Here is a 26,982-nt window from a genome sequence, read left to right on the forward strand (position 1 = left end):
CGGGCCGCCGCCCCGTACCGCCCGGCCGCCCCGTACCGCCCGGCCGCCCCGTACCGCCCGGCCGCCCCGTACCGCCCGGCCGCCCCGTACCGTCCGGCCGCCGTCCGTCCCCCGCCCCGAAGGAGCCGACCCCGTGAAGGTCACCCTCGATCCCGAGCGCTGTGTCGGCGCCGGCCACTGCGTCCTGTCCGCCGGCACGGTCTTCGACCAGGACGAAGCCGACGGCGTCGTCCTGCTGCTGGACCCGGAGCCGGCCGAGGACCTCGCCGACGCCGTCCTGGAAGCCGCCGACCTGTGCCCCGCCCGGGCCATCCTCGTCACCGGGGCCGACGGGCGGCCCGCATGACCGCCGCCCTCCTGGACGCCCTGCGCGCCGCCCTCGACGGAGACGGCGCCCTGGTCACCGACCCGGACGCCACCTCCGGGTACGCCCACGACATGATGCCGCTGGCCCCGTACGGCCGGCCGCTCGCCGTGGTCCTGCCCGCCTCGGTCGAGCAGGTGCGGGCATGCGTACGGGCCTGTGCGGCGGCCGGCGTCCCCCTCGTCCCCCGGGGCGCCGGAACGGGCCTGACCGGCGCCGCCAACGCCGTCGACGGCTGCATCGTCCTGGTCACGACGCGGATGAACCGGATCCTCGAACTCGACCCGGACAACCGGCTCGCCGTCGTGGAGCCGGGCGTGGTCAACCAGGACCTGAAGACGGCCGCGGCCGCCCACGGCCTGTACTACCCGCCCGACCCCTCCAGCCTCGACACGTGCACCCTCGGGGGCAACCTGGCCACCAACGCCGGCGGCCTGTGCTGCGGCAAGTACGGGGTCACCGGCGACTACGTCCTCGGCCTGGAAGCGGTCCTCGCCGACGGCTCCCTCCTGCGCACCGGCCGCCGCACCGTCAAGGGCGTCGCGGGCTACGACCTCACCCGCCTCCTCGTCGGCAGCGAGGGCACCCTCGGCATCATCACGCGGGCCACCCTCGCCCTGCGCCCGCTGCCGGCCGCGCCCGGCACCGTCATCGCGGCCTTCGACTCGGTGGCCCAGGCCGGCGCCAGCGTCAACCGGATCGTCCGGGCCGGCCTCGTGCCCTCCCTCATGGAGATCATGGACGCGACCGCGCTGCGCGCCTCTTCCGCCTACCTGGGCACCGAACTCGTCGGCGAAGGCGACCAAGCCCTGCTGCTGTGCCAGTCCGACGCCCCCGAAGCCGCCCGCGAAGCCGAACTCGACCACATGGAACGCGTGTTCCGCCAGGCGGGCGCGGTGTACACGCACGCCACGCAGGACCCGGCGGAGGGCGCCCTGCTGCTGCGCGCCCGCCGGGTGAGCCTCGCCGCCCTCGAAGCCCGGGGCGCCTGCATGACCGAGGACGTCGCGGTGCCCCGTACCCGCATCGCCGAACTGATCGAGGGCTGCACGCGGATCGGCACCGACGCGGGGCTCACCGTCGCGGTCGTCGGCCACGCGGGCGACGGCAACATGCACCCCACGGTCCTCTACGACGGAGCCGACACCGAGCAGTACGCCCGCGCCCGGACGGCGTTCGACGCGATCTTGGCTCTCGCCCTGTCCCTCGGCGGCACCATCACCGGCGAGCACGGGGTCGGCAAGCTCAAGCAGGACTGGCTGGAACGCGAACTGGGACCGGTGGCGCTGCGCGTCCACCGGGGCATCAAGGACGCGCTCGACCCGGCGGGCCTGTTCAACCCCGGCGCCGTCTTCGCCTCCCGGCCGGCCGGGAACCGCCGTGCCGGTTGAGACCCTGCGGACCGTGGCCGGGCTCGCCCCACCCCTGCGGACCCTGTTCCTCACCACCCTGCTCTTTCGCACCGGCACCATGGCCTACCCCTTCCTCACCCCCCACCTGCTGGGCGGCGGAGGCCTGGACGCGGCCGGGGCGGGCCTGGTCGTCACCGCCTTCGGGATCGGCGCCCTCGCCGCGGACCTGGCCGCCGGACGGCTCCTGGGGCGGCTGCACCCGTACGCGCTGATGCGCGGCGGCTTCCTGCTGGGCGCCGCCGCGGTCGCGGTGGTGCCGCTGCTGCACGGCCTGCCCGCGCTCGTCGCGGGGGTGCTGGTCTGGGGGTTCGCGTACGAGATCGTCACCCCGGCGGCGTACGCGGCCACGATCGCCGGGACCCGGCCCGAGCAGCGCAAGGTCGCGTTCTCCTGCTACCGCCTCGCCATCAACCTCGGACTGTCCGCCGGCCCGCTCCTGGGGGCCCTGCTCTACGCGCTCGACCCGTACTCCGTGTTCTGGGCCAACGCCCTGTGCGTCCTGGCGGCCGCGGCGTTCCTGCACCTGCGCCGCGCACACCGGCCGGCCGGTGTCGGACCGTACGCGGACACCGGCACCGGCGGGAGCGGTCCGAAGGAGGAGGCCGCCGCCCCGCGCGCCACCGTTCGCCCGACGGCGGCCGAACGCACCCGGTTCTGGACCGTGTTCGGCCTCTCGCTGCCCATCCAGCTGGCCTACGCACTGCCCTCGGTCTTCGTCGGCGCCTACGTCATCGTCGGCCTCGGCCTGCCCGGCTACTGGGCCGGCGTCGTCTTCACCGTCAACGCCGTCGGGATCGTCCTGTTCGAGGTACCGCTCAACATCCGCACGGCACGCGTCGGACACCTGGCGACCCTGCTGATCGGCTACGCCCTCGCGGGCGCCGGGTTCCTGCTCATGGCCCTGGCCGACACCGGGCCGGAGCTGGTGCTCGCCACGCTCGTGTGGACCGCGGGGGAGATCGTCGTCTTCCCCGGCCTGCTCGACTACGTCAGCCGGCTCTCCGGCCCGGCCGCCGAGCGCACCATGGGCCTGTACTCCAGCGGCGTCAACCTGGCCTTCATCGCGGCCCCGCAACTCGCCCTGCACCTCTCGGCCCCCGGTCACCCGGGCGCCCCCTGGGCGGCCGCCGGAACGGCGGTCTGCGCCGCCGGCCTGCTGCTGCTCGCCGCCCGCACCCACCCGTACACCTGGCACAAGGAGGAACCGTGCACAAGCGCGCCCTGACCCCCTTCATCGGCGTCGAGTACACCGGACTCACCCACACCGAACTCACCCGCCCCGAGGTCTTCGCCGACGTCGTCGACTCCCTGCACCAGCACGACCTCGTCGTCGTCCGCGGCATCGACCTCACCCCCCAGCAGCAGATCGGCCTCGCCGCCCGCATCGGCCGGCCCGTCCCCTTCCTGCTCGCCGACTGGCGCCACCCCGAGTTCGCCGAGATCCTCGTCTCGTCCAACGAGCGCAAGGCCGGCCGGCCGATCGGGATCGAGCGGGTCGGCCACTTCTGGCACCAGGACTCCTCCTTCGACGCCGATCCCTCCGCCTACACCGTGCTGCACGGCGTCCAGGTGCCCGAGGGGCACGGCGACACCGTCTTCGCGAGCGCCGCCGACGTCTACGACCGGCTGCCCGAGGAGTGGCACGAACTGCTCTGGGACCGCATCGGGCTGCACACCCTCACCAAGCAGCAGCGGATCGCGCCCGAGCACGTGGGCCTGTCCATCGCCGAGGTGCGCGCCCTCGTCGCCCGTCAGTACCCGGCCGTCGAACATCCCGTCGTCCGCCGCGACCCGCACACCGGCCGCCGCTTCCTGTACGGCTCCCGCGCCTACATGGACCGGGTCGTCGGCCTCGACGCCAACGAGAACGAGGAGTTCTTCGACCTCGTCGACACCCTCCTGGCCGACCCCGACCGCACGTACACCCACCGCTGGACCCCGCACGACCTGCTGCTGTGGAAGACCGACACCACCTACCACGTCGCCACCGACCTGCCGCCCGGCGTCTCCCGGACCGTCCACCGCGTCAGCGTCGCCGCCGCGTGAGCGCGCCCGCGAAGAGGGGATCCGCCATGCCCTCCGCCGCCACCTCCGCCGCCGCGTCCGTCGGCGTGATCGTCGACGGCTACTCGGTCGGCAAGTACCTGCCCGCCGCCTTCCGCCGGCTCGGCGCGGACGTCGTGCACCTGCAGAGCACGCCCGAGTTCCTGGACTGCGTACCCCCGCCGGACCTGCGCCCGTACCTGGCCAACGTGGTCCAGGACGCGGCCGACCCCGCCCGTACGGTGCGGGAGCTGGCCTCCTACCACCCGTGCGGGGTGCTGCCCGGCCAGGAGACCGGGGTCCCGCCGGCCGACCGGACGGCCGAACTGCTGGGCCTGCCCGGCAACCCGTCGGCCACCTCCGCGCTGCGCCGCGACAAGTACCGCATGATCGAGGCGCTGCGCGCCGCCGGCATCCGCTGCGCCGACCAGCTGAAGTCCGGCGACGTCGAGGAGGTGCTCTCCTGGGCGCGGACCACCGGCTACCCGGTCGTCGTCAAGCCGCTCAGTTCGGCCTCCACGGACAAGGTCTCCGTCTGCCGCGGCCCGCGGGAGGTCCGCGCCGCCGCCGCCGAGATCCTCGGCAGCCGGGACATCTTCGGCCGGCACAACGACGAGCTGCTCGCACAGTCCTTCCTGGACGGCACCGAGTACATCGTGGACGTGGTCAGGGGCCCCGGCGGCGCACGGCACGTGTGCGGCGTCTGGCGCTACGACAAGACCCTCGTCGGGACCCGGCCGGTCTACGACCGGGACGTCCTGATCGACCCCGGCGCGCGGGTGGTCGAACCCCTCGTCACCTACCTGGACACCGTCCTCGACGCCCTGGACATCCGGTTCGGCGCCGCCCACGCGGAGATCATGATGACGGCCGCCGGGCCGGTGCTCGTCGAGGTGGGCGCACGGCTCGACGGCATCATGGACCCGGGCCACCACGACGCGTGCCTCGACGGGAACCAGGCCGACCTGCTCGCGCTCGCCTGCGTACGCCCCGAGGAGTACCGGCGGCGGCACCCCGGCGACAGCCTGTACCGCAAGCACCGGGAGGGGATGGTCGTCCACGTCCGCACCACCCGCGGCGGTCTCGTCGAGGCCGTGGACGAGGACGCCCTGGCCCGGATCCGCGCCCTGGACTCCGTGCACCTGGCGGTGCCCCGGCTGGCCCCGGGCGACCGGATGCGGCCCACCACCGACCTGCTGTCCAGCCCGCTGCGGGTCTTCCTCACCGGGGACGGCCCGGAGGAACTCCTCGCCGACCACCGCCGCATCCGGCTGCTGGCCGACGACGTGTTCCGCCTCGCCCCGAACTGACCGCGTCCGCACACTCCGAGGAGCTCCATGGGTGTCGCCATCAGGGCCGACCTGGCCTCCGTTCCCGACTACAACATCCCCGGCACGGCGCCCGACGCCGTCCTGCTCAACTCCAACGAGGGGCCGCTGCCACCACCGCCCGCCGTGGTCGAGGCCGTCACCCGCGCCGCCGTCGAGGGCCACCGCTACCCGCAGTGGTTCTCCGACACCCTGGTCGCCCGACTCGCCGCCGACCTGGCGGTCCCCGGCGAGCGGATCGCCGTCGGCTGCGGGTCCGTGAGCCTGTGCCGCGACCTGATCCAGGCGTTCTGCGGGCCCGGGGACGAAGTCCTGTGCGCCTGGCGGTCCTTCGACGCGTATCCGGTCTTCGCCCGGGTCGCCGGAGTACGCGCCCGCACCGTACCCCTGGACGCGGGCCACCGGCACGACCTGGAGGCGATGCTCGCGGCGGTCACCCCCGCCACCCGCGTCGTCTTCGTCTGCAACCCCAACAACCCCACCGGGACGGCGGTCCGGGGCCGCGAGCTGCGCGCGTTCCTCGACCGCCTCCCCGACCGGATCCTGGTCGTACTGGACGAGGCGTACCGGGAGTTCGTCGACGACCCCGACGTGCCGGACGGGGTCGAGCTGGCCCGGAACCATCCGAACGTGGCGGTGCTGCGCACCTTCTCGAAGGCGTACGGGCTCGCCGGCGTGCGCATCGGGTACTGCGTGGCGGCGCCGGCCGTGGTCTCCGCCGTCCACAAGGTGTCCGTCCCCTTCGCGGTCAGTCGGCTCGCCCAGGCCGCGGCCCTCGCCGCACTCGACCGCCCGGAGGAGGTGCGCTCGCGCTCCGCTGCGATCGTCCGCGAACGGCAGCGGCTCCAGGCCGTGTTGACGCGCCGCGGCCACCCGGTGACCCCCTCGCAGGCCAACTTCGTATGGCTGCCCCTGGGGGAGGAGGCCGCCGAGTTCGCCGACTTCTGCGCCCGGCACGGCGTGCTCGTGCGGACCTTCCCCGGGGACGGCGTCCGCGTCACCGTCGGGCTGCCGGAGGAGAACGACGCCTTCCTCTCGGCGGCCGAAAGCTACCGCGCCGGTACGGATCCCACCGGGGGCCCGATCGCCTGATCACCATGACGCCGACGACTCGAGGACTCGACGGCTCGACGCTCGCCGGCTCGACGCTCGCCGGACCGGGCGAGCACGGGGAGGACGGCGCGGGCGGGCTGCGGCAGCCGTCCGGCTCGGCCGGGAGGCACCGGCCGTCCCCTGCGGGACGGGCCACCGGCACGGCGAAGCCAGACCCCTCGTGGCCCTCAGCCGCTGGCCCGCGCTCACGGGGACGCCGGCGGGCCCACGGCGCTGCTTCGGCGCGGGAGGCGCCCCGCATCCTCACCGGTGTCGGCGGCACCGCGAACGCGCACGACGGTCGCGTCCGCCACCGAGCCGGAATCCGGTGTGCCGTACCCGTCGTCAGCCCGAGACGGCCTTGGCCCAGTTGCGGTTGACGGTCTCCTTCGCCTTCTGCTGCTGCGCTTCCGTCGGGAACGACGGCGTGCCCTCGACCGTCGGCAGGTTCTCCGCGGCCGCCTTGTCGAGGGTCCCGTCCTCCTTCATGGCGTCCATGAGGACCGGGCGCGCGTAGGCGCCAAGCCGGATGTTCTGGCCCTCCGGGCTGAAGACGTACTCCTGCCACAGACGGGCCGCCGCGGGGTGCGGGGCGTCCTTGTTCACCCCGTTGGCGTAGTACTCGGCGAAGCTGCCGTCGAAGGGGATGGCGGTCCGCCAGTCGACGTCCGCGCCCTTCCTGCGGAACTCGTCGGCGTATCCGAGGTTGAGGAAGTCCCAGTCGATGCTGATCGGGGTCTGGCCCTTCTCGATCGTGGCCGGGGTGGATTCGACCGGGATGAAATTGCCGCTCTTGCGCAGCTCGGCGAAGAAGTCGATCCCGGGCTGGATGTCGTCGAAGGAACCCCCGTTCGCCAGGGCCGCCGCGTACACGCCGGCGAAGGCGGAGCCGGACTGGGTCGGGTCGCCGTTGAGCGCGATCTTGCCCTTGTACTCGGGCTTGCGCAGATCGGCGAAGGTCGAGGGGCAGGTGTCGACGCGCTTGGCGTCGCAGCCGATCGAGATGTAGCCGCCGTAATTGTTGTACCAGCGGGCGCGCGGGTCCTTCTGGTCCTCGGGGATGTCGTCCCACGGCACGACCATGTACGGGGCGAGCAGGCCCTGCTGGGCCGCCGAGCGGGCGAACGAGCCGCCCACGTCGATCACGTCGGGGGCGCGGCCGTCGCGCCGGTGCTCCTTGATGGCGTCGATCTCGTCCTGGCTGGTGCCCTCCGGGTTCTCCACCGTGACCTTGATCCCGTACTTCTTCTCGAAGCCGTCGATCAGCGCGCCGTAGTTGGCCCAGTCGCTCGGGAGCGCGATCGTGTTGAGCGTGCCCTCCTTCTTCGCCGCTGCGGTCAGGGCCGCCATTCCGCCGGCGTCCGCGGCGGAGGTGGCCACCGCGGGGGCCCTGGGCACGGCGGTGGGCTCGTCCCCGCAGGCGCCGAGGGGCGCCGCCGCGAAGGCCAGGAAGGCGGCGACGGCGGCTGTCCGGAGACGAGGTGCGGGCACAAAGGCTCCATGGCGGGCGGTCGCGTACCGGTCGAGACCAGCGTACGTTCAGGGGCCCCGGCGGCGCAGTCCCAGCCGGCGGTGGCCGCCGCGTGTCCTGGAGGAGCCGCGTTTCCCACAGCCCCGCTTTCCGTGGCTCCCGTACCGGCGCGTCCTCGGCGCGGTCTCAGAGCGGTTCGTCGTCCCAGCCGGCCAGGAGCGCCTCTTCCGGAACCATCGCCGCCGGTGCGACCCCCTCATGGGTGGCCTGCTCACTCCAGATGATCTTGCCGCGGTCGGTGTAGCGCGTGCCCCAGCGCAGTGCGAACTGCGCGACGAGGAACAGGCCGCGGCCGCCCTCGTCGGTGTCTTCGGCCCGGCGCAGGTGCGGGGAGGTGCTGGACCCGTCGGAGACCTCGCAGACCAGGCTGCGGTCGTACAGCAGCCGCACCCGGATGGGCTCGGTTCCGTACCGGATGGCGTTGGTGATCAGTTCGCTGAGGATGAGCTCCGTGGTGAAGGCGATGTCCTCGAGGCCCCAGTCCGCGAGCCGCCGGGCGCAGGCGTTGCGCACCCGGGACACCGCCGCCGGGTCGGGCGGCACGTCCCACTGGGCGATCCGCTCCGGGTCCAGCCGACGGGTGCGGGCCACCAGCAGGGCGACGTCGTCGTCGGGCCGGGCGGGCAGCACCGCGTCGATCACCGCGGTGCAGATCTCCTCCGGGGTACGGGAGGGCCCGGCCAGGGCGGCGCGCAGCGCTGCCAGCCCCGCGTCCGGATCGCGGTCGCGGCCTTCGACCAGCCCGTCGGTGAACAGAGCCAGCACGGAGCCCTCGGGCAGGGTCAGCTCCACGGTCTCCATGGGCAGACCCGCGCCCAGCCCCAGCGGCGGGGAGATCGGCACCTCGGGGAAGGTCACGGTGCCGTCGGGCTGGACCAGAGCGGGGCCCGGATGGCCGGCGGTGGCGGCCGTCACCCGCCCCGAGGAGGGATCGTAGACGGCGCACAGGCAGGTGGCTCCGGTGATCCCTCCCCACTCCTGCTCGTCGGTGTCGATGTGGGCGACCAGCTCGTCCAGGTGGCTCAGGAGCTCGTCCGGAGGCAGGTCGAGGGTGGAGAAGTTGTAGACCGCGGTCCGCAGGCGACCCATGGTGGCCGCGGCGTGCAGACCGTGGCCGACGACGTCGCCGACCACCAGCGCCACCCGGGCGCCGGGCAGCGGGATGACGTCGAACCAGTCGCCGCCCACCCCGGCCTCGGCGGCCAGATAGCGGTGCGCGACCTCGACGGCGGACTGCTCCGGTACCCGCCGGGGCAGCAGACTGCGCTGCAGGGTGTCGGCCACGTTGTGCTCGCGGGTGTAACGGCGGGCATTGTCGACGGACAGCGCCGCCCGGGCGGTCAGCTCCTCGGCGAAGGACACGTCCTCCTCGTCGAACGGCGGGGAGTCCTGCCCCCGCCAGTAGCCGGCCATCCCCAGCACGACGCCCCGGGCCCGCAGGGGCACGGCGATCAAGGAGTGGATGCCGCGGTCCAGGATCCGCAGGGAGTTCTCCGGGTCCTGGGTCCGCCAGAGCTGGGCGGTGCGCAGGTCCGCCTCCAGGACCGCACGGCCGCCGGCCAGCCCGGCGGCCATGGGGCTGGTGGGAACGAACCGGATCAGTTTGCCGACGGGGTAGAGCGGGTGCTCGCCGTGCAGGCCGACGGCTGCGGTGCGGCGCATCTCGGTGTGCACATCGGGCGGCTCCTCGCCGCGCAGGACCGGGTCGAGCAGGTCGACCGTGACCACGTCGGCGAACCGCGGGACCGCCACCTCGGCCAGTTCCTCCGACGTGCGCTCGACGTCCAGGGTCGTACCCACCTGCACCCCCGCGTCGTAGAGCAGGTTCAGGCGCTCGCGCGCCACCTCGGCCCTGCCGGACAGGGCCCTCAGCTCGGTGGTGTCCCGCAGCGTGACGACGGTGCCGGCGGACCCGAAGGGGGCAGTTGGCCGGATGTTCACCGCCAGTAGCCGATCGGCCGCCATGTGCACCTCGTCGGTCGCGGAACGGCCCGAGGCGATCCGCTCGGCGATCCCCTCCTCCAGGCCCAGGTCCGTGACGGGGAGCCCTTCCGCGTCCGCCGGCAGGTCCAGCAGCCGACGCGCCTCGTCATTGGCCAGCAGCAGTCGCCCGCCGGCGCCGACGATCAGCACGCCCTCCCGGACCGCGTGCAGCACCGCGTCGTGGTGCTCGTACATCCTCGTCATCTCGGCCGGTCCCAGGCCGTGGGTCCGGCGCAGCAGCCGGCGGCTCACCAGAGCGGTGCCGCCCGCGGACAGGGCGAGCACCGCGGCCGCGCTGCCGAGGACGACCGGCAGCTGCCCGTTCAGCATGTTCTGGACGTTCTCGACCGTGACGGGGGAGGAGACGACGGCGATGACGCTGCCGTCGGCGGCCTTCACGGGGACCACCGAGACCACGGACTGCCCCAGGGACCCGGAGAACGTCTCGGTGAAGGACCGGCCGGCCGCTGCCCGGGCGAAGGGACCGACGACGTGCTTGCCGATCTGCCGCGGGTCGCTGTGGGCGAGGGTGAGCCCGTCGAGCGTGTACACGTTGATGCCGTCGACCCCGGCGATCTTCCTGGCCGCCTGGGCGCTGGGCTGGAGCACCGCGCTGGGGTGGGGGCTGCGCACGGCGGCGACGATTCCCGGCGACTCCGCGAACGTCCCGGCGGCGGCGAGGGTACGGTTCCGGGCGTCCATCATGGCGGCGCTCCGGCCCTGCACCACGAGCGCCACGACCGCGGCAGCGACGAGGAGGACGACGACGGCCAGCTGGAGGAGGAACACCTCTCCGGCCACGCTGCGGGCGCTCAGGAGGGAAGACAGGCGCTGTGGCCGCCGTGCCCCTTCTTCGGGGGGCGGCGCCAGGTCCCGGCTCTCTTGGCGGTGCCCCGGGCGGGCAGGCCGAGAGCGAGTGGAGGAGCTCGTGCCCGAACGGAGCAGCCAGCGCCGGATTCCTCCCAGATAGTTGCTCATCAGTCCATTTTCTAACCTCTACGGGTTGTCGGCAGCGTGCGGCGACGGGCCCGGCCGTGCGGCCCCGCCGCGCGGCGTTTCCGATCGGCGCGCAGGGCGGCCGATCAGGTGGCGAAGTCGCCCTCGGCACCGCGGGCGCGACGGCGGGCGCGGGCGCTGGGCAGCAGCTCCGCGAGGCGTTCGTAAGCGCGGTCACCGGTCGGCTCGCGGAGCGGCTCGATTGAGCGCACGTGGACGCTCGGGGCGTCGGCCGGTTGCCGGTCGCGGATCAGGTCGCCGATCCGTACTCCGGTCCGCTGCCCGCCCCCCGTAGGTCCCGGAGTCCTGTAGGCGCCGGAGCGGATTCCAGGACTCCGAGAGGGGCGCGGTGCGTGGGGTCGGCGGCCGTCCGTGTGCAGGTGTTCGGACCGCCCGGTAACGTCGATGACGTGCGTTCCGCCCATACCGCCGTAGCGTCGCCCGGCGAGCGGCCGGCCGTCGATCGGCAGAGGAACGGGACCACATGGCAGAGCACGGCTACCGTGACGGGACGGCGGTTGCCGGGGCCGGCCTGGCCCTCCTGGCAGCACTCGGCCCGACGTACGCGGTGGCGGCCCCCCCGGAATGTCGATACCGGCCCTGTCACCGCACCGGGCACGGCCGGAGCCTGGTGCACCGCGGAGACTGGGAAGGCTTCCACAGCACCTTCAAGGTGAGCCCGGACCGCAACACTGCCGTAGCCGTCGTGTGCAACGTGGATTCACCCGACACGTTCCGCGCCGCCGATCAACTGCTGGACATCTGGTCCACATGAAGGCCGGCCGCCTCACCGGCGGGTGCGCTTGTGCCGGGTGCGACTGTACGCGTAGACGGCGGCGAGCAGGAACGAGAGCGCGAACCAGGCGCCCAGGACGGTGCCGATCCAGGCCAGGACGCTCATGGGCGACTCCCGTTGGCGCGAGGTGTACTCCGAGGATGGGGTACCCGGTGGGCCCGGCGTGATGCCGTTTCGGAGGAATCACTCCCGCGAGTACCACGAGGTCATCCGTGACGCGTCACAGAGCCCCGAGGCAGCGTCTCGCCGCCGACGCGCGGGCGGCCGGCCGGCCGGAGACCGTCGCCATCCGGTCCGGCAGGCGGGCCCGCTGGTCCACGGGCAGGGCCAGGAGTGCCCCGATGAACTGGTGCTCGGGTCCCCGCGCCATGAGCTCGGTCGGCCGCTCGCCGACCTGGTCGACGTCATCGGCGCGGTCGAGGCGCACGGGACGGGCCGTGTACGTGCGACGGCCTGTACGACCCCGCTGGGGCTGTACAGGCCGTCGCCGGCCGACATGGCCGTCAGCTCGCGATCAGCCGGTGGAACGCGACGGTGTCGAAGATGTCCTCCATCCGGACGGCCTTGCCCTCACGCAGGGTCCAGGAATGCACGAACGACAGCGTCTGCGTGTTCCCGCGGAGCGACGTCACCTGTCGTACGCCGAACACGACCACCCGGTCGCCGGACTCGACGAACTCCTTCGGTTCCAGGCGCATTCCGCCCAGCACCGCGGGAACACGGGCAAGGAATTCCTTCACGGCTGCATGTCCCTGTCTGGTGCCGCCCAGACCGAACTCGGCCATGCCGTCGGGGTGGACCCATTCCACGCACGGCGCCATGATTTCGAGCAGACCCTCCACATCGCGGGCGTGGAAGGCCTGGTAGGCCCGGTGGATCAGCGCAAGGTTGCCGGACTCCTCAGCCGTGCGAAGGCTTGTGTTCGTGGTCACGCGGACGTTCCTTCCTCACCGGTTGACGTGCTGGGGGTACAGCGCTTCGAGGGTCGAGCGGATTCCGTCCCGCCATCCGACCGCGCAGGGGCCGGTCAGTTCTCGGCGCCGCGTGGGGTCGAACTGATAGGTCTCCCGGGTGACCTCGCTCGGCAGGAGGCGGGCCTCGACCCCCGTGATCTCTTCCATGTGGCGTACGCAGTCGGTGATGCCGACCGCTTCGTCGCCGCCCCAGTTGACCAGGGTCGCCGGGAGAGCGGCGGCGTTCCACAGATGGGGAACCTGCGCCACCAGGTCGTCGGTGTGCAGCAGCGAGCACCAGTTCTGTCCGCCGAGCGGAACGGCAATGGGCTCACCCGCGAGCATGCGCTTGAAGTAGAGCATCGGGACGCCGCCGTAACCCCCGGGACCGTAGGCGATGTTGAGCCGGGCGATCGTGGTGGGCAAACCCAGCACCTGGGCAAAGGCCCGGACGGTGCCCTCCGTCGCTATCTTGCCCACGGGATAGGCGGGCAGCCAGTCGGCCACCCCGTCGATCGGGTCGGTCTCGGTGTACTGGTGGTCCAGTGTCTGCCGGGCGTAGAGGGCGCCCGTCGACACGTACAGGAAGGCTTCGGCGGTCCGGCAGTGCGTCATCAGTCTCCCCGTCGCCACCGAGTTCACCTCGACCGTGGCGTTGAAGTCGCCGTCGTCGCCGCGCCGCACGGCGGAATGGATGACATGGGTGAAGTCCTCGGGGACTCCCCTCAGCGCGTCACCCGAGAGGTCGTCCATGTCCCAGCGCCAGGTGGTGATGCCCCGATCGTTGAGCTCGTGTTCGACCCCGGGGGTGCCGAAGCGGCCCAGGCACCACACGTCGTTCTCTTCGGCCAGCGCCTCGGCGACGGGTCGGGCCACCTGGCCGGTACCGCCGGTGACGAGGATCTTCTTGCCCTTCACTGGTCTTCTCCGTTTCCTTCACGAGCCGTGGCCCGCCTGTGTGAGATCCGGTCAGCCTCGACCAGAGTCCGGTCGAGCTCGCTGCGCAGGATGGCCTGGAAGGTCGCCACGTGCCGCGGGCCCATCAGCGTGTAGTGCTCACCCGGTACTTCGATGTAGTGGTTGCTGCCGGTGGTGTGCTCGTCCCACCGGCGCAGTTCGTTGTTGAGCCAGTCCTCCTTGGTGCCGCGCAGCGGAGTGGCGTAGAAGACGCTCATTGCCGGCACCGCACCTTCGGGCCGGTATCCGCGCCCCAGGTCGGTCATCGAGTTGGCCAGCTCGGCCCAGGCGCCGAACTTCTGCACGTTCAGGTCGAGTTCGGCCAGCCGGCCCGGCGGAGCGAGCGCCGTGAGGTGTGCCAGCTGCTCCTCGACGGGTAGGGCGCGCAGCTGATCCGGCAGTTCGAGGGACTGCTTCTTGTCGATCAGGGAGAGGAAGAAGGCGAGGTTGGTCGCGGTCTCCACGAAGTCGAGTTCGTCCATGCGGTATTTGATGTGGGGCGGCAGGTTGAAGCTGCCGACGAAGTCGACACGCTCGCCCTGGCTGCGGAGCACCTTTGCCACCTCGAAGGCGACGGCGCCGCCGAACGAGTAGCCGGCCACGGCGTACGGGCCGTGAGGTTGGCGGGCCCGGATGGCGTCGACGTAGCAGCCGACCATCTGCTCGAAGGTTGCGAAGGGTTTCTCGCCCTCGTTGAACCCGCGGGCCCGCAAGGCGTAGAAGGGGCGGTCCTCCACGAAGTACTTGGCGAGGTTGACGAAGACCAGGACCTCGCCGACGCCCGGGTGGACGCAGAACAGCGGGGTCTTGGTGCCACTGGTCTGCATCGGGACGACGGGGTCGTACTCCGGCCCGGAGGAGAGAGCCTGCTCGGTGAGCCGGGCGGCGAGCGCACGGACCGTGGGAGCGGTCAGGACGGTGATGACCTCCAGACCTGTCGCGCCGATCCGCTCGGCCACCTTGTTGCGCAGCCGCAGTATGTCCAGCGAGGTGCCGCCGAGATCGAAGAAGTTGGCGGTGGCGCTGACCGTGCCCGGCTCGATGCCGAACATCTCCCCGTAGACCTCCGCAAGGACGTGCTCGGTTTCGCCCTCCGGTGCGGTGTATCCGCCCAGCATGCGCAGGGTGAGGTCGGCGACGGCCCGCTCGTGGCTCCCGTACGCCCCCGACTCCAGCCTGCGGCGCATCAGGGTGCGCTGGATCTTGCCGAGGCTGGTCTTGGGGAACGCGTCCTCGGGCAGCGGAAGGACGAGTGAGGGGCGGAAACCCCAATGGGCCACCACACTGCTGCGCACGGCGCAGAGCACGCGGTACAGCGCCGGGTCGTGGTCGTCCGAGGCGGTGCAGTGGAAGGCGATCACCAGTTGCTCGGTGTCACTGCCGGCCGGGCGGGTCGCGAATGCCGCCACGTAGGACCCCGCCACCCCTTCGAGCCGCTCCAGCACGGTCTCGATCTCATGGCTGAAGTAGTTGACGCCGTTGACGATCACGCTGTCGGTGCTGCGGCCGACGAGGGTGAGGCGGCCCTCGTCGATGCGCCCCAGGTCGCCGCTGCGGAACCAACCGTCGGCGGTGAAGGCCTCTCGGGTCGCCCGCTCGTCGTTGTAGTAGCCGCGGGTGACTACGGGCCCGGTGATCTGGAGTTCACCCGTCTCGCCCGCGGGTAGGCTCCGGCCGGCGGGGTCGGCGACCCGGATGCTCAGGCCGTCGATGGGCGTGCCGACGCCGGCGAACTCCTGGCCGCGGTCCGCGTCCGGGAACGCCTTGCGGGAGTAGATGCTGCCGGCGCACGTCTCGGTCATGCCGAAGGCCGGCCAGAGGGCGTCCCGCGCGAGGCCCAACGGGGCGAACAGGTCGAGGAAGGCCTCGCCGGTGGCGCGGACTACGGCCTCGCCACCGCTGATGATCTGTCGCAGCGCGCTCAGGTCGATGTGCTCGCCGGTTGCGGCGAGTCGTGCGGCGGCGGAATTCAGCTGTCCGAGGAGGAAGTTCGGTGTGAAGGTCATCGTCACGCGGTGCCTCGACACCAGGCGCAGGAAGTCCAGCGGCTCGCCGAGGATCACCGACGGTTCGACGTGCAGCTGGCGGCTTCCGGTGTACAGCGGAAGCAGGTGGCATTCGAGGAGGGCGGCCACATGGTCGAAGGAGACCCAGTTCAAGGTGACGTCGGCCGGTGAGAGCCGGTGACAGCCGTTCTTCGCTCGCATCGAGGCAAGGAGGTTGGCGTGGCTGAGCATGACGGCTTTGGAGTTGCCGGTCGACCCCGACGTCAGGACCAGGACGGCGGTGTCCTCGGGAGCGGCGATGTGGGGTGTCGCCTGCTCCGGTCCGTACAGCTCCTCCAGCGGGGTGATCTGGAGCCCGGGCACCGGGGGGAGTTCGGTCGCCAGGGAGCCACTGGTGACGACCAGCGGCTGATCGAGCAGCGCGGCGACGTGCCCGAGCTGGGCGGCCCAGCGCTGGGGGTCGCCGCGCAGCGGGGCCATCGGGCAGGGCACGTACCCACCGAGCACGGCGGCCCAGAAGGCGACGATGAACTCTTGCGGGCGCTCCAGGACCAGTACGAGCTTGTCTTGCGGCCGCAGGCCCCGGGCCCGGAGTCCGGCGAGAACCAGGAGGGCTTCGTTCAACAGCTCCTCGTGGCTTTGATCGCGGAACTCCGCGTCACCGCTGCCCCAACAGTGGCGGACGCCTGATCCGGGGTGGTACCGCGCTGCGCGCAGAAGCAGGTCCGCGATGCTCCGGGCGGATGCGGTGTTCACAGTGGTCTGTCTCCCGTTGACTCTGGGGCGCGCTGGGCTCCATGGGAAGGCGCCGTGTCGAAGGATGTGCAGGACTGGACTGGTGTGGGGCTCGTGACGTACGTCCGAGACGCGGAGCTCGACGGCAGGTCGAAGGTGGAGCCATGGGGGCATGCGCCGTAGGCGGCTCAGAACTGGCGGACGGTGACGTCTCCGCGGGTGTGGAGGGGCAGGGCGAGGGAGGCCACCCATCCGTCGGGGACCGGGACTTCGGTCACCTGCCAGGTGGTCGGCTCGCCGGGCCCGGAGGTGGTCATCTGCGCGGGGCCGGGGATCCAGGCGTAGGATTCCAGCTGGGTGAGATCGGTGGCGATTCCTGTCCCGACAGCCTTGAGCACCGCTTCCTTGCGGGTCCAGCAGCGCAGGAACGACCGGCTGCGGGCGAGGCCTCGCGGCTCTGCGTGCAGTGCGCGGTGCTCGCGTGCGGTGAGGGTGGCACCGGCGATCTCTTCGACCGGAACGCTCCGTAGAGCTTCGAGGTCGACGCCGACTCGGGAGGGGGAGACGGCCAGCATGCCCAGACCCGCGGAGTGGGAGATGCCGAGCTGTAGGGGTGTCTCCGGGCTGAGCACCGCGGGCGGTCCGTGGTGTGTGCTGCCGCAACCGGGGCAGGGGATTCGGCCAAGGGATAAAGCGGTGGACGGCACCTGAAGTATCTCGGACAATATGCGGCGGATCGCCGCACGGCATGTGATGAATTCGGACATTGCGCTTACTGATTTGAATTGGTCTACACGTGTGAGTTCCGAGCGGTCGAGCAGATGCAGATCCGCCCTGTCGTACTGCCCGGTACGCATCTCCCACCACCATATGTTGGTTCCGTGGGAGGAGGTTGGGCTTTCCTCGGGTTGTGGAGCGGCCGTGGGGTGCGTCGTCACGTGATAGGGGTGCGTCGTCACGTGATAACCGTAGGGCTGAAGTGGCTGCAGCTTGCTCTGGTGTCCGTAACTGGACGCCCCGGCTACGACGCGTGAAGGTCGCGTTACGGAGGGTGGCTCAATCGGAAGGGGTGGATTTGGTTCCGGGGTGGCAAGTGCAGCTTGCTGACAGCCGGGGTGGGATTGCACGCCATTCTTGTTGGAGGGTTTTCGTTTCATGGCTGATGGGGCCGGAGACTTGTTGACTGGCTCCGGGCGTGCGACCTAGTGTTTGGCGGGAGCGTGGCTATTCACATTTCGTGCGCCCGCGGGCACTCCATGAATGATTCAATCAGTCGGGTCTTGGTGGCCGCTTTCGGCCAAGGTCGTCGATGAGGGGTGCTGCGGTCGAGTGTGCACGGGGGAACGGGGGAACATGATGACGGGTGTGGTACGAGATCCATCGAGTGTGGAGCGGTCGGAAGGAGCGGTCACCGAGGATCACGCCGCGTACCTGGAGCAGGCGCTGCTCCAGGCTCGCGCGCTGATCGAGAGCACGGTCAACCTGCATCGGAGGCGCCGCGTCGGCATGCCTGCCGAGGCACCCGCCGACTTCGCGGGCGGCGAGACCCTGGACCAGCTGATGGCGCGGGCCCGGTACTCGATCAGCGTCGCCTTGACCGGACCCGGAAGGTTCGCCGATTCCGTGTTGCAGCTGTTGGCCGACGTGCCGCGCGGGGTGGCGTTACGGGTGCTCTGCACTGCCGAAGCTGCGGACGAATCGCTGTTCCGGCTGGGCCAGTTGCCGGGCTTCCGGCTGGAGGTCCGGGTGTCCGAGCGCGAACTGCGTGAGATCGCAGTCGTCGACGGCTCGGCGGCACTGGTCCGTGGATCCGACAAGAGCGGCCGGTCCCAGATGACCGTCGTGAAGGACGCCGCTGCAGTGCGCGCCCTCGAACTGCTCTTCGCCGGCGCGTGGTCGCGCAGCCGCAAACTCGCCGACCACCTCGAGCTGAGCCCGCAGCTGCGCAGCGAGGTGACGCGTGACATCCTCGAGCGTCTGAGGGCGGGTCACACCGACGACACGGCGGCACGTGAACTGAACGTGTCACTGCGGACCTACCGCCGCCATGTCGCAGTGATCATGCGTGAACTCGACGCCAAGTCCCGCTTCCAAGCCGGCGTGCGCGCCGTGGAACTGGGGTTGCTGGCGGGGTGACCGCGGCAGGTGGAGGGCGTTTGGCCGTCTGTCGTCGGACGGTCGAGGGTTGGCAAAAGCGGGGGATGGTGGAGTACGGGGTGTCCAGAAGGCCAGAGGACGAGCTGGAGCAAGCTCTGCTCGAAGTACGTGCACTGATCGAGTCGACGGTGGCCATCCATCGTGGCCGCAGTCTCAAGGAACGGCAGATCACCACGGTCGACGGCGGCTACGCGGCTGTACTGGCGGTGGCGGAGGAACTGATCAGCGGAGCCGCGCAGACCATTGACATCGTGCACGCCCGATTGCCGGGCTCCAGCGAGCAACTCGAACGCCCGGAGGGGGCGGAGCGAGAAATGATCTACAAGGCGAAGGAGTTGGTGTCCGCACGACTGCTGGTCAGCCCTGCTCTGCTCAACGAGTCTTTGGTCAACGAACAGTTCGGCAGGGAGAGCACGGTGGAGACACGGGTGGCACGAGTGCCCCCGCTGCAGGCGCTCCTCGTCGACGGCACCGTGGGCCTGGTCGTGGCCGAATCCGCGGTCGGCCGCCGGGCCTCGCTGATCAGGTCCCCGGAGGTCCTGCACACGCTCTACACCCTCTTCGAGAGCGTGTGGAGCACGGCCGTGCCGGCCGACGATCGAGTGAGTTTCGGTGACCGTGACCGGGCCACCCTCGCGCAGCAGATCCTGGGGGCGCTTCGCGGCGGCGTCATCGATGAGGTGGCCGCGCGCGAGCTCACCGTATCCGTGCGTACGTACCGCCGCCATGTCGCCGAGATCATGGCGCTGCTCGGGGCGAACTCCCGTTTTCAGGCCGGAGTCAGGGCCGCCGAACTCGGGCTGCTATCGCCCGCCTCCGCCTCGGGACAGGGAGCCCCGAGGCAGCCGGGTTCGACCTCGGGGGTGTAGCAAAGTCCAGCGATCTTGTAGATGCCCTGGTCAGGTGATGCACAGGAGGTCGAGTGGGCGGGTGACCGGCACGTAGGAGGCGTGGCGGAGGCCGGCGGCAACGGTGCGGTGCCCGGCGGCGCGACGCGTGTTGATCGCAAGGCCGGGCAGCGTCGCCATGTTCTGGGGGCCATGGCCGGTACGGATCTTCGAGGCGTCCTCGCCGAAGGTGGTGTCGCGGACGAAGTGGAGCCGCTTCTCGGTGGCCCACTGTGACCTGGCGAGCCGGCCGAGTCGCTGGGGCGAGGCTTGATACGAGATCAGATCCGTGATCGCGTAGCTCGTCCGGCGGCTGCACTCGCCGGTCTTCAGGTCGGTGCGGTGGCGCAGGATACGTACGGCCTGGACTGCGGGGGGAAGTCCAGGCCGAGACCGGTGACCCCGGAGTTTCGTTGCGTTCGTGACGGGCCGACCCGGGCTCCTGGCGCCGCTACGACCTACGGGCTCTCCTTCCCACCGGGACTTTGAAACGCCCCTGGGTCGACCCGGTCTGGCAGCTTCCTGAAGGTGCTGTTGCTGCCGCGGGGCGTGGCGAGTTTGATGGCCGCGAGGTGCGGGGTTCCTTTCCGGGAACTGCCGCCACCGGCGGCCTCGCAAATCCCCCGGGCGGCGCCAACGCCGGTGCGCGGGGGTCCGTACATCTGATGGTCGGATCCGGGCCCCTGTGGTCCTCAGGAAAACGCCGCGCGGAATCTGGAGCGTGGCTGGACGGGAATGGCGGAACAAAGGGGGCGGGTGTTTCCCCGGCGGGAAATCCTCGCCGTCGGAATCACCACGGAAGCAGGGGAAGGCGCCGGAGGCGATCTCCCCGAACTGCCATCGCGTACCCCCTTGGTCGCCCGCGCCGTGGATCTTCCGAGCGCCCTGGACGGACGACCCACGTGAGCGAGAAGAGCGACGAACCATGGCAATGGACACCCGCAGTAGCTGGCTGCGCAGATACGAGACCGAGGCGCCGCCCCGAATGCGGCTGCTGTGCCTGCCGCACGCCGGCGGCTCGGCAGGATTCTTCCACACATGGAGAGCCGCCTTCGGTGACGACGTCGAAGTGCTCGCCGTACGCTACGCCGGCCGTCAGGAGCGGATTGCGGAGGAGCCCCTGACCGACCTGGAGGAGATCGCCGACGCCATCTCCGCCGATCTGCTGCCTTACCTTGACGTGCCGTTGGCAATCTTCGGCCACAGCATGGGCGCCTCAGTGGGCTACGAGATCGCGATCCGCCTCGAGGCCCGGCACCATGTCGTCCCGGAGCTACTGATGGTCTCGTGCTGCAAGGCTCCGCACCTGCGCACGACCCGGGAGGCCGGTTTCGGCACCGATGAGGAGCTGCTCGCCGAGGTCGTACGGCTCGGCGGCACCGACGCGGTGCTGTTGGACGATCCTGACCTGCGCGAGCTGACCCTCCCCGCCATCCGCGCAGACTTCACCGCCGTCGCCCGGTACACCGCGCGGCGCGGTGTACCGCTGGCCTGCCCGGTCGTCGGGTACGTCGGCGACAACGATCCCGACATCACGGCCGCCCACGTCGCGGGATGGGCCGACATAGCCCCCAAGGGCTTCGACTTCAGGGTCCTGCCCGGCGGCCACTTCTACCTGGTGGACCAGCGGGACGCGCTCGTCGGGGACATCCGCGCACGGCTGGCGCCGCAGCGATGAGCACAGCAGCCAGGCCGTTGCCGACGAGCGGGGTCGGCGTGCTCGACACGGCCTCGGTCGTGCTCGACATCATCGGGGCGGGCCCGACCACGCCGGTCGAACGCGCGGCGCGGCAGTGGTCTGTCGCGTTCGACCGCCCACCGGAAGGCCATTGCCGTGGAGCGGCTCGGTCTGCTCAGCCGTGATTTCCGGCATGGTTTCGTACTCGGCCCCCGGCTCGGCCTGTTCACCATCGAGGCACGCCAGGACCGGCTGGCGCAGCAAGCCCGTCGGCGAGGCTGGGCGTACGGCCCCGATCCCAGTCTGGGCCGCCCGTCCGGATCCCGGTGGCACCCGACCGCCAGAGCAGCGGCCGTGCTGCCGATGCGGCCGCCGCCCTGACTGACCCATTGCTGCGCACGCGCGGGGAACTGGCCCCCGCGGTCCGGTCCGGGTCCTGAACCCCGTCCCGGCAGTGGCAGGTTCTTGCAGCCTCCGTTGTGAGAAAAGAACCCACCAACGCACCATTCCTGGGCGAGTAACTGTGCCGCGCTTTCTCGCGGCGAATCGGATAAGGGGTATAAGCGTGACGACTGCTGCGCGCGACGAACGTCTCGTAGCCATCAAGGCTATTGTCTGCGACATTCTTGAGATCGAGGAAGACGAGGTCAGCGAGGTCAGCCTTTTCAAGGAGGACCACGATGCCGACTCGCTCCGCGCCATCGAGATTCTCGCCGCGCTGGAGAAGGAGTTCGGCATTGTCATCAACCAGACCGAACTGCCGCGCATGGTGAATCTGAAGGGCGTCTACGAAGTCGTGTCTGAGCCTGCCGGCTGGTAGTCGATCCCGCTTCGGTGGGTTGGGGAGGTTGCCATGAGGGCAGCAGAACGCAGCAGCGGCCGGAGCCGGCCGGAACGGCACCGGGTGGTTCTCACTGGACTTGGAGTGGTGTCCAGCATCGGGCTCGGCGCGAAGGAGTTCCTCCAGGGGCTCCGCGAAGGCCGCAGCGGTGCCCGGCCCATCACGGTGTTCGACACGGAGGGCTTCGCCCACGCGACCGGGTGCGAGATCGCGGATTTCGACGCGCGGGACTGGATCAGGACGCTGGACGTGGAACAGCTCGGCAGAGCCGCGCAGTTCTCGACGGCGGCGGCTCGGATGGCACTGGAGGACTCGGGGCTCGATCTGACACATCTGCGCACCCGGCGCGGGCTGATCTCCATCGGTACCACCGACGGCGAGAGCTACGACCTCGACCAGCTGGTCGAACGTGAACTCACCGAAGGGATCGGCTCCTTCGACCCCGAGGCCGCCCGGCGCGTGCCGGCCGGGCGGCTGTCGGTGGCCGTTGCCCAGGAACTGGAGCTGACCGACGTCGAGGCGCTCACCATTCCGACCGCCTGCTCGGCGGGCAACTACGCCATCGGCTACGGCTTCGACGCCGTCAGCTCCGGCGAGGCGGAGTTCGCCTTCTGCGGTGGGGCGGACGCGATGTGCCGCAAGACGTTCACCGGCTTCTACCGGCTGGGCACGATCGCCCCGGACCGGTGCCAGCCCTTCGACGTCGACCGCAAGGGCATCCTCACCGGTGAGGGCGCCGGCATCCTCGTGCTCGAGCGTCTGGACTCGGCCCTGGAACGCGGGGCCACCATCTACGCAGAGGTCCTCGGCTACGGGCTCAACTGCGACGCCCACCACCAGGTGGCCCCTGACCGGGACAGCGTCGCCGAACTGATGCGCCTCGCGCTGGACAACGCGGGCGTCGCCCCCCACGAGGTGGACCTCATCTCGGCGCACGGCACGGGTACGAAGGCCAACGACATCACGGAGGCGGGGGCCATCCGCCAGGTGTTCGGGGACAGGCCGCCCCGAACCGTGTCCATGAAGTCGATGCTGGGCCACTCCATGGGCGCGGCCAGCGCCCTCGGCGCGATCGGCTGTGCTCTGGCCATCCAGAACCGTTTCATCCCGCCCACCATCAACCATGTCAGCACCGACCCCGAGTGTGACGTCGACTGTGTGCCGAACCAGGCGGTCGAGGCCGACCTGCGGATCGTGCAGAACAACGGTCTCGCCTTCGGCGGCAACAACGCCGCCGTGCTGCTCGGCCGGTACGACGCGAACAAGGAGGCGTCATGACGATCCGCCCCATCATCGGGATGGGCGCCGTCGCCGCGACCGGCTCCGGTGTCGGTGAACTCTTCGAGAACCTGTGCCGGGGCGTCAGCGGCCGTGCCGAGCTGCGCGGCTTCGACCGCTCCAGATTCCGGGCGCAGCACGCCTACGAGGTGGACGACCGGCCCGCCGTCGGTCAGGACGTACCCGGCCGTGCCAGCAGGCTGCTGCACGAGGCGATCGCCCAGGCCGCGGCCGACGCGGGCCTCAGCGAGGACCTCAGTGGCATTCCGATCCTGATCGGCACGGGCTTGCGGGAGCTCCGCTCGGCCGAACTGTGGTGGCGCGACGGCGCGCAGTTCGACGCGTCCGGGCTGCAGTTCGGCACCGGTTTGCGCGAGCGCTTCAACGCCGACGTCACCCACACGTTCTCCAACGCCTGCTCGGCCTCGCTGTACGCGCTCGCCCTCGGGTCGGACCTGCTGAACCAGGAGGGCGCGGACGCGCCCGACACCGTGATCGTCGCCGGGGTGGACGTACTGACCGAGTCGATGTACGGGCTGCTGGAGCGCGTACATCCGCAGCCCCCGGATCGGGTGCGCCCCTTCGACCGGAACAGGACCGGTGTCCTGATGGGCGACGGTGCCGCCGCGATCGTACTGCGCCGTACGGAGCGCGGCGCGCCCCAGGTGTACGCCCGCCTGCGCGGCGTCGCCGTGAACTGCGACGCGTACCACGTGACCGCCCCCTCCCCGGAGGGCATCGCCGAGGCCATGCGCGCCGCCTACCGGATGGCGGGCGTCAAGCCGCGCGACGTGGACCTGGTGATGCTGCACGGCACCGGCACCCTGCTCAACGACGAGGCCGAGGCCACCGCACTCGCCGACGTGCTGGGCGAGGACACGGCCGTGCCTTTGATGACTGCCGTGAAGTCCATGACGGGGCACACCTCCGGTGCGTCCGGGCTGATCAATCTGATCGTGGGCGTGCAGGCCCTGAACGAGGGACGGGTGCCGCCGACCGTGGGACTGGACGAACCGGTCGAGGAGGCCGCGCCCTTCCGCTTCGTCACGGGCGAGGCGGCCGACGACCTGAGGCTGAACGTGGTGCAGCTCAATGCCTTCGGATTCGGCGGCATCAACGCCGTGGCCATCGTGGAGGGCGCCCGATGAGCGGGGAGTACGCACGCAGCGGGCGCGGCGCCGTCGTCGTCACCGGGGCGGCCGTGCTGCTACCCGGCGCCGACACGGTGCGGGCCCTCGCCGACGGACCGGCGGCGGGCGGTACCCCCGTCGATCCCGCCGCGCACGTGGGACGCAAGGGCCTTCGCTACAAGGACCGGGCCACCCAGCTCGGCTACTGCCTGACGGCGGCGGCGCTGCGGGATGCAGGACTGCTCGTCGACGGCGGGGACGGACTCACCGTCCCCGCCGGGACCGTCGGGGTGGTCGCCAGTTCCAACTTCGGCAATCTCGACACCGTGGTTCGGGCGCTGGACACCATCCGGGAGGAGACCGTCACGGCAACGAGCCCGATGGACCTTCCCAACGCGTCCAGCAACGTGATCGCCTCGTCGGCGGCCATCCGTTACGGCCTGCGCGGCCCCAACCTGATGGTCTGCAACGGAGAGACGTCCGGTCTCGACGCCGTCCACTGGGCGACCACGATGATCGGCTCGGGACGTGTTGACCGGGTCCTTGTGCTCGGGGTCGAACCCGACAACGACGTGGTGCGCCGGCTCCTCGGCGGCACCCGGGCCGTCGACGGCGGAGCAGCCCTGGTCCTGGAGTCCCGGGCCGCGGCCGCGCAGCGCTCCGTGACCGTGCGCGCGGTACTCGGTTCGTACCGCAGGAGCGCCGATGCCCCGAGTCTCCGCGGCCGGCGCTGGCAGCTGCCGCAGCACCTCGGCAGGGCGTCCGGTGCGGGCGGGGTGCTCCAGTGCGCCGCCGCCGTCGGCTGGTTCGACGCCGGCGAGAACGACCCGGTGCACGCCGTAGCGGGCACGGCGGCGGACGACGCCATCGCGGACCTGTTGCTGCTGGCCCCCGGAGCGGCGTAGTGATCACCCCGACGGATCCGCGGCCCGTCTCGGTGAAGCGGCGCACCCATGGCGGCGGCCCCCGGGCCCTGCTGCTGCACGGCCTTGCCGCGAGCGACAGCGTCTGGGACCGTACGGTTCCGCTGCTTCCCGACACGTACGAGATCTGGACCGCGCGGCTGCCGTGGCGCACCGAGGCCATCGGCGACTGGGGCGGGCAGGCCAACCTCAAGGGCTGGCTCGCCAAGGCGCTGGAAGCGGTGCCAGGGGGCGCCGAGGTGGTCGTCGCGCACTCCATGGCGGCGAACGTCCTGCTCGACCTGCTCGACCAGAAGAACCGGGGCGGCACCGACGCGCCGCGCCGGTTCGGCATCCGCGCGCTGGTCCTCGTGTCGCCCTTCTACCGCGGTAGCGCCGAGGCGTTCGACTGGAACACCCTCAGCCACTACCTCAACGACTTCCACCTGATCATGGAAGAGGGGATCCGGGTCCACTCGGACGGCCGGTACCCCGCCGACGTGCAGGAGGCCATGGGCCGACGTGTCCGGGACCAGGTCGGCCCCTACGGATGGTTCCGGTTCTTCGACCTCTATCTCCGGACACCCACCCTGCAGACCGGCCGCATCACCGTCCCCACCCTGGTACTGGGCGGCGAGGAGGACTTCGCCGCCTCTCCTGACGAGGGCGTGGCGCTCGCCGACGCCCTTCCCGACGCGGTCTCCCGCGTCCTGCCCGGTTGCGGGCACTTCCCGATGCTCGAAGCGGCCGAACTCTTCGCCGCGGCGGTACGGGACTTCATCGATCCGATCACGGGCGAGACTCCCCGGCGCGGGACCGCCCCCCTCAACGCCCTGGAGCTCCAACGATGACCCTCGTCACGGACACCGCCGTCAAGGCGCTCGTCCACTCCACCACCACCACGCAGGTGCGCGCCCGTTACGAGGGTTCCAACATCTGTACGTGGATCGGCTTCAAGCACGTCAACTACCTGGTCGAGGAGGCGGTCCTCGACCACTTCCGGCAGGCCGGCCTGCCGGCCCGCGCGCTCTACGAGACGCACGGCCTGGGCCTCGACTTGGTGTCGATAGACAGCCGCATCCTGCACGCCTTCCACATGGACGACGTCGCCGACGCCGAGGTCGAGCCGTGGACCAAGGACGGCGATGCGACCCTCGGCTTCAGGGTCACCATCCGGTTCGAGCGCGACGGCGCGATCCACAAGGCCGTCACGGCCAAGGTCCGCGTCTCGCTCCGGATCGACACGTATCTGGAGGCGGCCGGCGAAGTCCCGGCCGCGCTCGCCCGGTACGCCGTCGCCACCCTCGGCGACGACCTGGAGCGCGAGCCCGCCACCGCCGCTCCGGCCGAGGACGAGATCCTCGCCTCGCTGACCGCCGGTCAGAACGCGTACGCCTGGAAGTGGAACATCCCGTACCCGTACTGCCACTTCACGGAGCGCATCCAGATGTCCGGATACCTGCGGCTCATGGAGGAGGGCAAGGACCGCTTCGTCGCCGACCGCGGCATCTCCATCAAGACCCTGCTCGACGACCGGCGCTGGATCCCGGTCGTGCCCCGCTCCGACATCCGCATTCTCGACGAGGCGCTGATGGAGGAGGACCTGTACACGGTCTACACCGTCGAAGAGGTCTTCAAGGACTTCACCTACACCTCGCGCATGGACTTCTACGTGCTGCGCGACGGCAACCTCGTCAAGACCGCCACCGGCCGCATCGTGCACGGCTACGCCGTCATCGAGAACCGCCGGGACTGGAGCCTCGTGAACTTCGACCAGCGGGTCGTCGACGCGATCGAGGGCAAGGCCTCGTAGATCCGACGGACCCCGGACGGGGCGACAGCCCGTCCGGTCTGCTTGCGATCCGGTTGCCGATGAGCCGCATTCGTACGAAACGCCCCGAACGGAAGGAACA

At 71.0% G+C, this 26,982-nt stretch carries 25 protein-coding genes; 17 read left to right on the top strand and 8 right to left on the bottom strand.

Annotation, left to right across the window (positions count from 1 at the left end; translation table 11 throughout):
* The first annotated feature begins 133 nt into the window (after positions 1–133).
* From OG594_RS37800 to hisC, 6 genes are read left to right on the top strand one after another with little or no spacing between them, the layout of a single operon-like run.
* Entirely contained in the window at positions 134–346 is a 213-nt protein-coding gene (locus tag OG594_RS37800) for a ferredoxin (protein WP_266606926.1), read from the top strand.
* Positions 343–1,755, top strand: coding sequence for an FAD-binding oxidoreductase (locus OG594_RS37805; RefSeq protein ID WP_266606927.1), 1,413 nt, complete (start codon positions 343–345; stop codon positions 1,753–1,755). The genes OG594_RS37800 and OG594_RS37805 overlap by 4 nt, the downstream gene beginning before the upstream one ends.
* Positions 1,745–3,001: an MFS transporter gene (locus OG594_RS37810; RefSeq protein WP_266606928.1), complete on the top strand. Its 1,257-nt coding sequence runs from the start codon at positions 1,745–1,747 to the stop codon at positions 2,999–3,001. The genes OG594_RS37805 and OG594_RS37810 overlap by 11 nt, the downstream gene beginning before the upstream one ends.
* Complete coding sequence (locus OG594_RS37815; RefSeq protein ID WP_266606929.1) at positions 2,983–3,822, top strand: TauD/TfdA family dioxygenase; 840 nt, start codon at positions 2,983–2,985, stop codon at positions 3,820–3,822. The genes OG594_RS37810 and OG594_RS37815 overlap by 19 nt, the downstream gene beginning before the upstream one ends.
* Before the next feature lie 26 nt (positions 3,823–3,848).
* Positions 3,849–5,129 carry an ATP-grasp domain-containing protein gene (locus tag OG594_RS37820; protein ID WP_266606930.1) on the top strand — a complete coding sequence of 427 codons (1,281 nt, stop codon included), beginning with the start codon at positions 3,849–3,851 and terminating at the stop codon, positions 5,127–5,129.
* A 27-nt stretch (positions 5,130–5,156) separates the two neighbouring features.
* Positions 5,157–6,239 (top strand): histidinol-phosphate transaminase, encoded by a 1,083-nt coding sequence (gene hisC, locus OG594_RS37825; protein ID WP_266606931.1) that lies wholly within the window; start codon positions 5,157–5,159, stop codon positions 6,237–6,239.
* Positions 6,240–6,584: 345 nt separating this feature from the next.
* On the opposite strand, the gene OG594_RS37830 is transcribed toward hisC, so the two are convergent.
* The 3 genes from OG594_RS37830 to OG594_RS37840 all read right to left on the bottom strand — a co-directional run bounded on the left by OG594_RS37830 (position 6,585) and on the right by OG594_RS37840 (position 10,961).
* Positions 6,585–7,730, bottom strand: a complete 1,146-nt coding sequence (locus OG594_RS37830; RefSeq protein ID WP_266606932.1) for an ABC transporter substrate-binding protein — start codon at positions 7,728–7,730, stop codon at positions 6,585–6,587.
* A gap of 166 nt (positions 7,731–7,896) precedes the next feature.
* Positions 7,897–10,581, bottom strand: a complete 2,685-nt coding sequence (locus tag OG594_RS37835) for a SpoIIE family protein phosphatase/ATP-binding protein (protein WP_266608767.1) — start codon at positions 10,579–10,581, stop codon at positions 7,897–7,899.
* 254 nt (positions 10,582–10,835) lie between these two features.
* Positions 10,836–10,961, bottom strand: a complete 126-nt coding sequence (locus OG594_RS37840; RefSeq protein ID WP_266606933.1) for a hypothetical protein — start codon at positions 10,959–10,961, stop codon at positions 10,836–10,838.
* Between the two features lie 272 nt (positions 10,962–11,233).
* Between OG594_RS37840 and OG594_RS37845 the strand changes: the two genes are divergently transcribed.
* A complete protein-coding gene (locus tag OG594_RS37845; protein ID WP_266606934.1) occupies positions 11,234–11,524 on the top strand; it encodes a hypothetical protein in 291 nt (96 codons plus the stop codon).
* 241 nt (positions 11,525–11,765) lie between these two features.
* Here OG594_RS37845 and OG594_RS37850 read toward each other — a convergent pair whose 3' ends face one another.
* The 5 genes from OG594_RS37850 to OG594_RS37870 form a co-directional block, all read right to left on the bottom strand.
* The gene (locus OG594_RS37850) at positions 11,766–11,972 is read right to left on the bottom strand and encodes a hypothetical protein (protein WP_266606935.1); all 207 of its coding nucleotides are present in this window, start codon (positions 11,970–11,972) and stop codon (positions 11,766–11,768) included.
* Between the two features lie 76 nt (positions 11,973–12,048).
* Positions 12,049–12,426: a nuclear transport factor 2 family protein gene (locus tag OG594_RS37855; RefSeq protein WP_266608768.1), complete on the bottom strand. Its 378-nt coding sequence runs from the start codon at positions 12,424–12,426 to the stop codon at positions 12,049–12,051.
* Between the two features lie 66 nt (positions 12,427–12,492).
* The gene (locus OG594_RS37860; RefSeq protein ID WP_266606936.1) at positions 12,493–13,416 is read right to left on the bottom strand and encodes an NAD(P)-dependent oxidoreductase; all 924 of its coding nucleotides are present in this window, start codon (positions 13,414–13,416) and stop codon (positions 12,493–12,495) included.
* Entirely contained in the window at positions 13,413–16,217 is a 2,805-nt protein-coding gene (locus tag OG594_RS37865; protein ID WP_266606937.1) for a non-ribosomal peptide synthetase, read from the bottom strand. Before OG594_RS37865 ends, OG594_RS37860 begins: the two co-directional genes overlap by 4 nt.
* A 167-nt stretch (positions 16,218–16,384) precedes the next feature.
* Positions 16,385–16,828 carry a 4'-phosphopantetheinyl transferase superfamily protein gene (locus OG594_RS37870; protein ID WP_266606938.1) on the bottom strand — a complete coding sequence of 148 codons (444 nt, stop codon included), beginning with the start codon at positions 16,826–16,828 and terminating at the stop codon, positions 16,385–16,387.
* A gap of 754 nt (positions 16,829–17,582) precedes the next feature.
* Here OG594_RS37870 and OG594_RS37875 point away from each other — a divergent pair.
* The 10 genes from OG594_RS37875 to OG594_RS37920 all read left to right on the top strand — a co-directional run bounded on the left by OG594_RS37875 (position 17,583) and on the right by OG594_RS37920 (position 26,882).
* Positions 17,583–18,332 carry a DNA-binding response regulator gene (locus OG594_RS37875; protein ID WP_266606939.1) on the top strand — a complete coding sequence of 250 codons (750 nt, stop codon included), beginning with the start codon at positions 17,583–17,585 and terminating at the stop codon, positions 18,330–18,332.
* Between the two features lie 80 nt (positions 18,333–18,412).
* On the top strand, positions 18,413–19,222 hold the full coding sequence (locus OG594_RS37880) for a LuxR family transcriptional regulator (protein WP_266606940.1): 810 nt from the start codon (positions 18,413–18,415) through the stop codon (positions 19,220–19,222).
* Between the two features lie 81 nt (positions 19,223–19,303).
* Entirely contained in the window at positions 19,304–19,477 is a 174-nt protein-coding gene (locus OG594_RS37885) for a hypothetical protein (RefSeq protein ID WP_266606941.1), read from the top strand.
* Between the two features lie 694 nt (positions 19,478–20,171).
* The gene (locus tag OG594_RS37890) at positions 20,172–20,918 is read left to right on the top strand and encodes an alpha/beta fold hydrolase (protein ID WP_323185420.1); all 747 of its coding nucleotides are present in this window, start codon (positions 20,172–20,174) and stop codon (positions 20,916–20,918) included.
* Positions 20,919–21,483: 565 nt separating this feature from the next.
* Positions 21,484–21,738: an acyl carrier protein gene (locus OG594_RS37895; protein WP_266606943.1), complete on the top strand. Its 255-nt coding sequence runs from the start codon at positions 21,484–21,486 to the stop codon at positions 21,736–21,738.
* A gap of 33 nt (positions 21,739–21,771) precedes the next feature.
* Positions 21,772–23,037 carry a beta-ketoacyl synthase gene (locus OG594_RS37900; protein WP_266606944.1) on the top strand — a complete coding sequence of 422 codons (1,266 nt, stop codon included), beginning with the start codon at positions 21,772–21,774 and terminating at the stop codon, positions 23,035–23,037.
* On the top strand, positions 23,034–24,185 hold the full coding sequence (locus OG594_RS37905; protein WP_266606945.1) for a beta-ketoacyl synthase: 1,152 nt from the start codon (positions 23,034–23,036) through the stop codon (positions 24,183–24,185). The genes OG594_RS37900 and OG594_RS37905 overlap by 4 nt, the downstream gene beginning before the upstream one ends.
* The gene (locus tag OG594_RS37910; RefSeq protein WP_266606946.1) at positions 24,182–25,072 is read left to right on the top strand and encodes a beta-ketoacyl synthase N-terminal-like domain-containing protein; all 891 of its coding nucleotides are present in this window, start codon (positions 24,182–24,184) and stop codon (positions 25,070–25,072) included. The genes OG594_RS37905 and OG594_RS37910 overlap by 4 nt, the downstream gene beginning before the upstream one ends.
* A complete protein-coding gene (locus tag OG594_RS37915; RefSeq protein WP_266606947.1) occupies positions 25,072–25,920 on the top strand; it encodes an alpha/beta fold hydrolase in 849 nt (282 codons plus the stop codon). Before OG594_RS37910 ends, OG594_RS37915 begins: the two co-directional genes overlap by 1 nt.
* On the top strand, positions 25,917–26,882 hold the full coding sequence (locus tag OG594_RS37920; RefSeq protein WP_266606948.1) for a hypothetical protein: 966 nt from the start codon (positions 25,917–25,919) through the stop codon (positions 26,880–26,882). Before OG594_RS37915 ends, OG594_RS37920 begins: the two co-directional genes overlap by 4 nt.
* Positions 26,883–26,982 lie beyond the last annotated feature (100 nt).

Origin of the sequence: Streptomyces sp. NBC_01214, from assembly GCF_026340975.1 — a bacterium.
Lineage (GTDB): Bacteria > Actinomycetota > Actinomycetes > Streptomycetales > Streptomycetaceae > Streptomyces.

Bases quoted from the DNA above. Each gene is read 5' to 3' on its own strand.
- OG594_RS37805 (WP_266606927.1), top strand. From the start codon at position 343: ATGACCGCCGCCCTCCTGGACGCCCTGCGCGCCGCCCTCGACGGAGAC.
- OG594_RS37820 (WP_266606930.1), top strand. From the start codon at position 3,849: ATGCCCTCCGCCGCCACCTCCGCCGCCGCGTCCGTCGGCGTGATCGTC.
- hisC (WP_266606931.1), top strand. From the start codon at position 5,157: ATGGGTGTCGCCATCAGGGCCGACCTGGCCTCCGTTCCCGACTACAAC.
- OG594_RS37845 (WP_266606934.1), top strand. From the start codon at position 11,234: ATGGCAGAGCACGGCTACCGTGACGGGACGGCGGTTGCCGGGGCCGGC.
- OG594_RS37890 (WP_323185420.1), top strand. From the start codon at position 20,172: ATGGACACCCGCAGTAGCTGGCTGCGCAGATACGAGACCGAGGCGCCG.
- OG594_RS37900 (WP_266606944.1), top strand. From the start codon at position 21,772: ATGAGGGCAGCAGAACGCAGCAGCGGCCGGAGCCGGCCGGAACGGCAC.
- OG594_RS37905 (WP_266606945.1), top strand. From the start codon at position 23,034: ATGACGATCCGCCCCATCATCGGGATGGGCGCCGTCGCCGCGACCGGC.
- OG594_RS37910 (WP_266606946.1), top strand. From the start codon at position 24,182: ATGAGCGGGGAGTACGCACGCAGCGGGCGCGGCGCCGTCGTCGTCACC.
- OG594_RS37920 (WP_266606948.1), top strand. From the start codon at position 25,917: ATGACCCTCGTCACGGACACCGCCGTCAAGGCGCTCGTCCACTCCACC.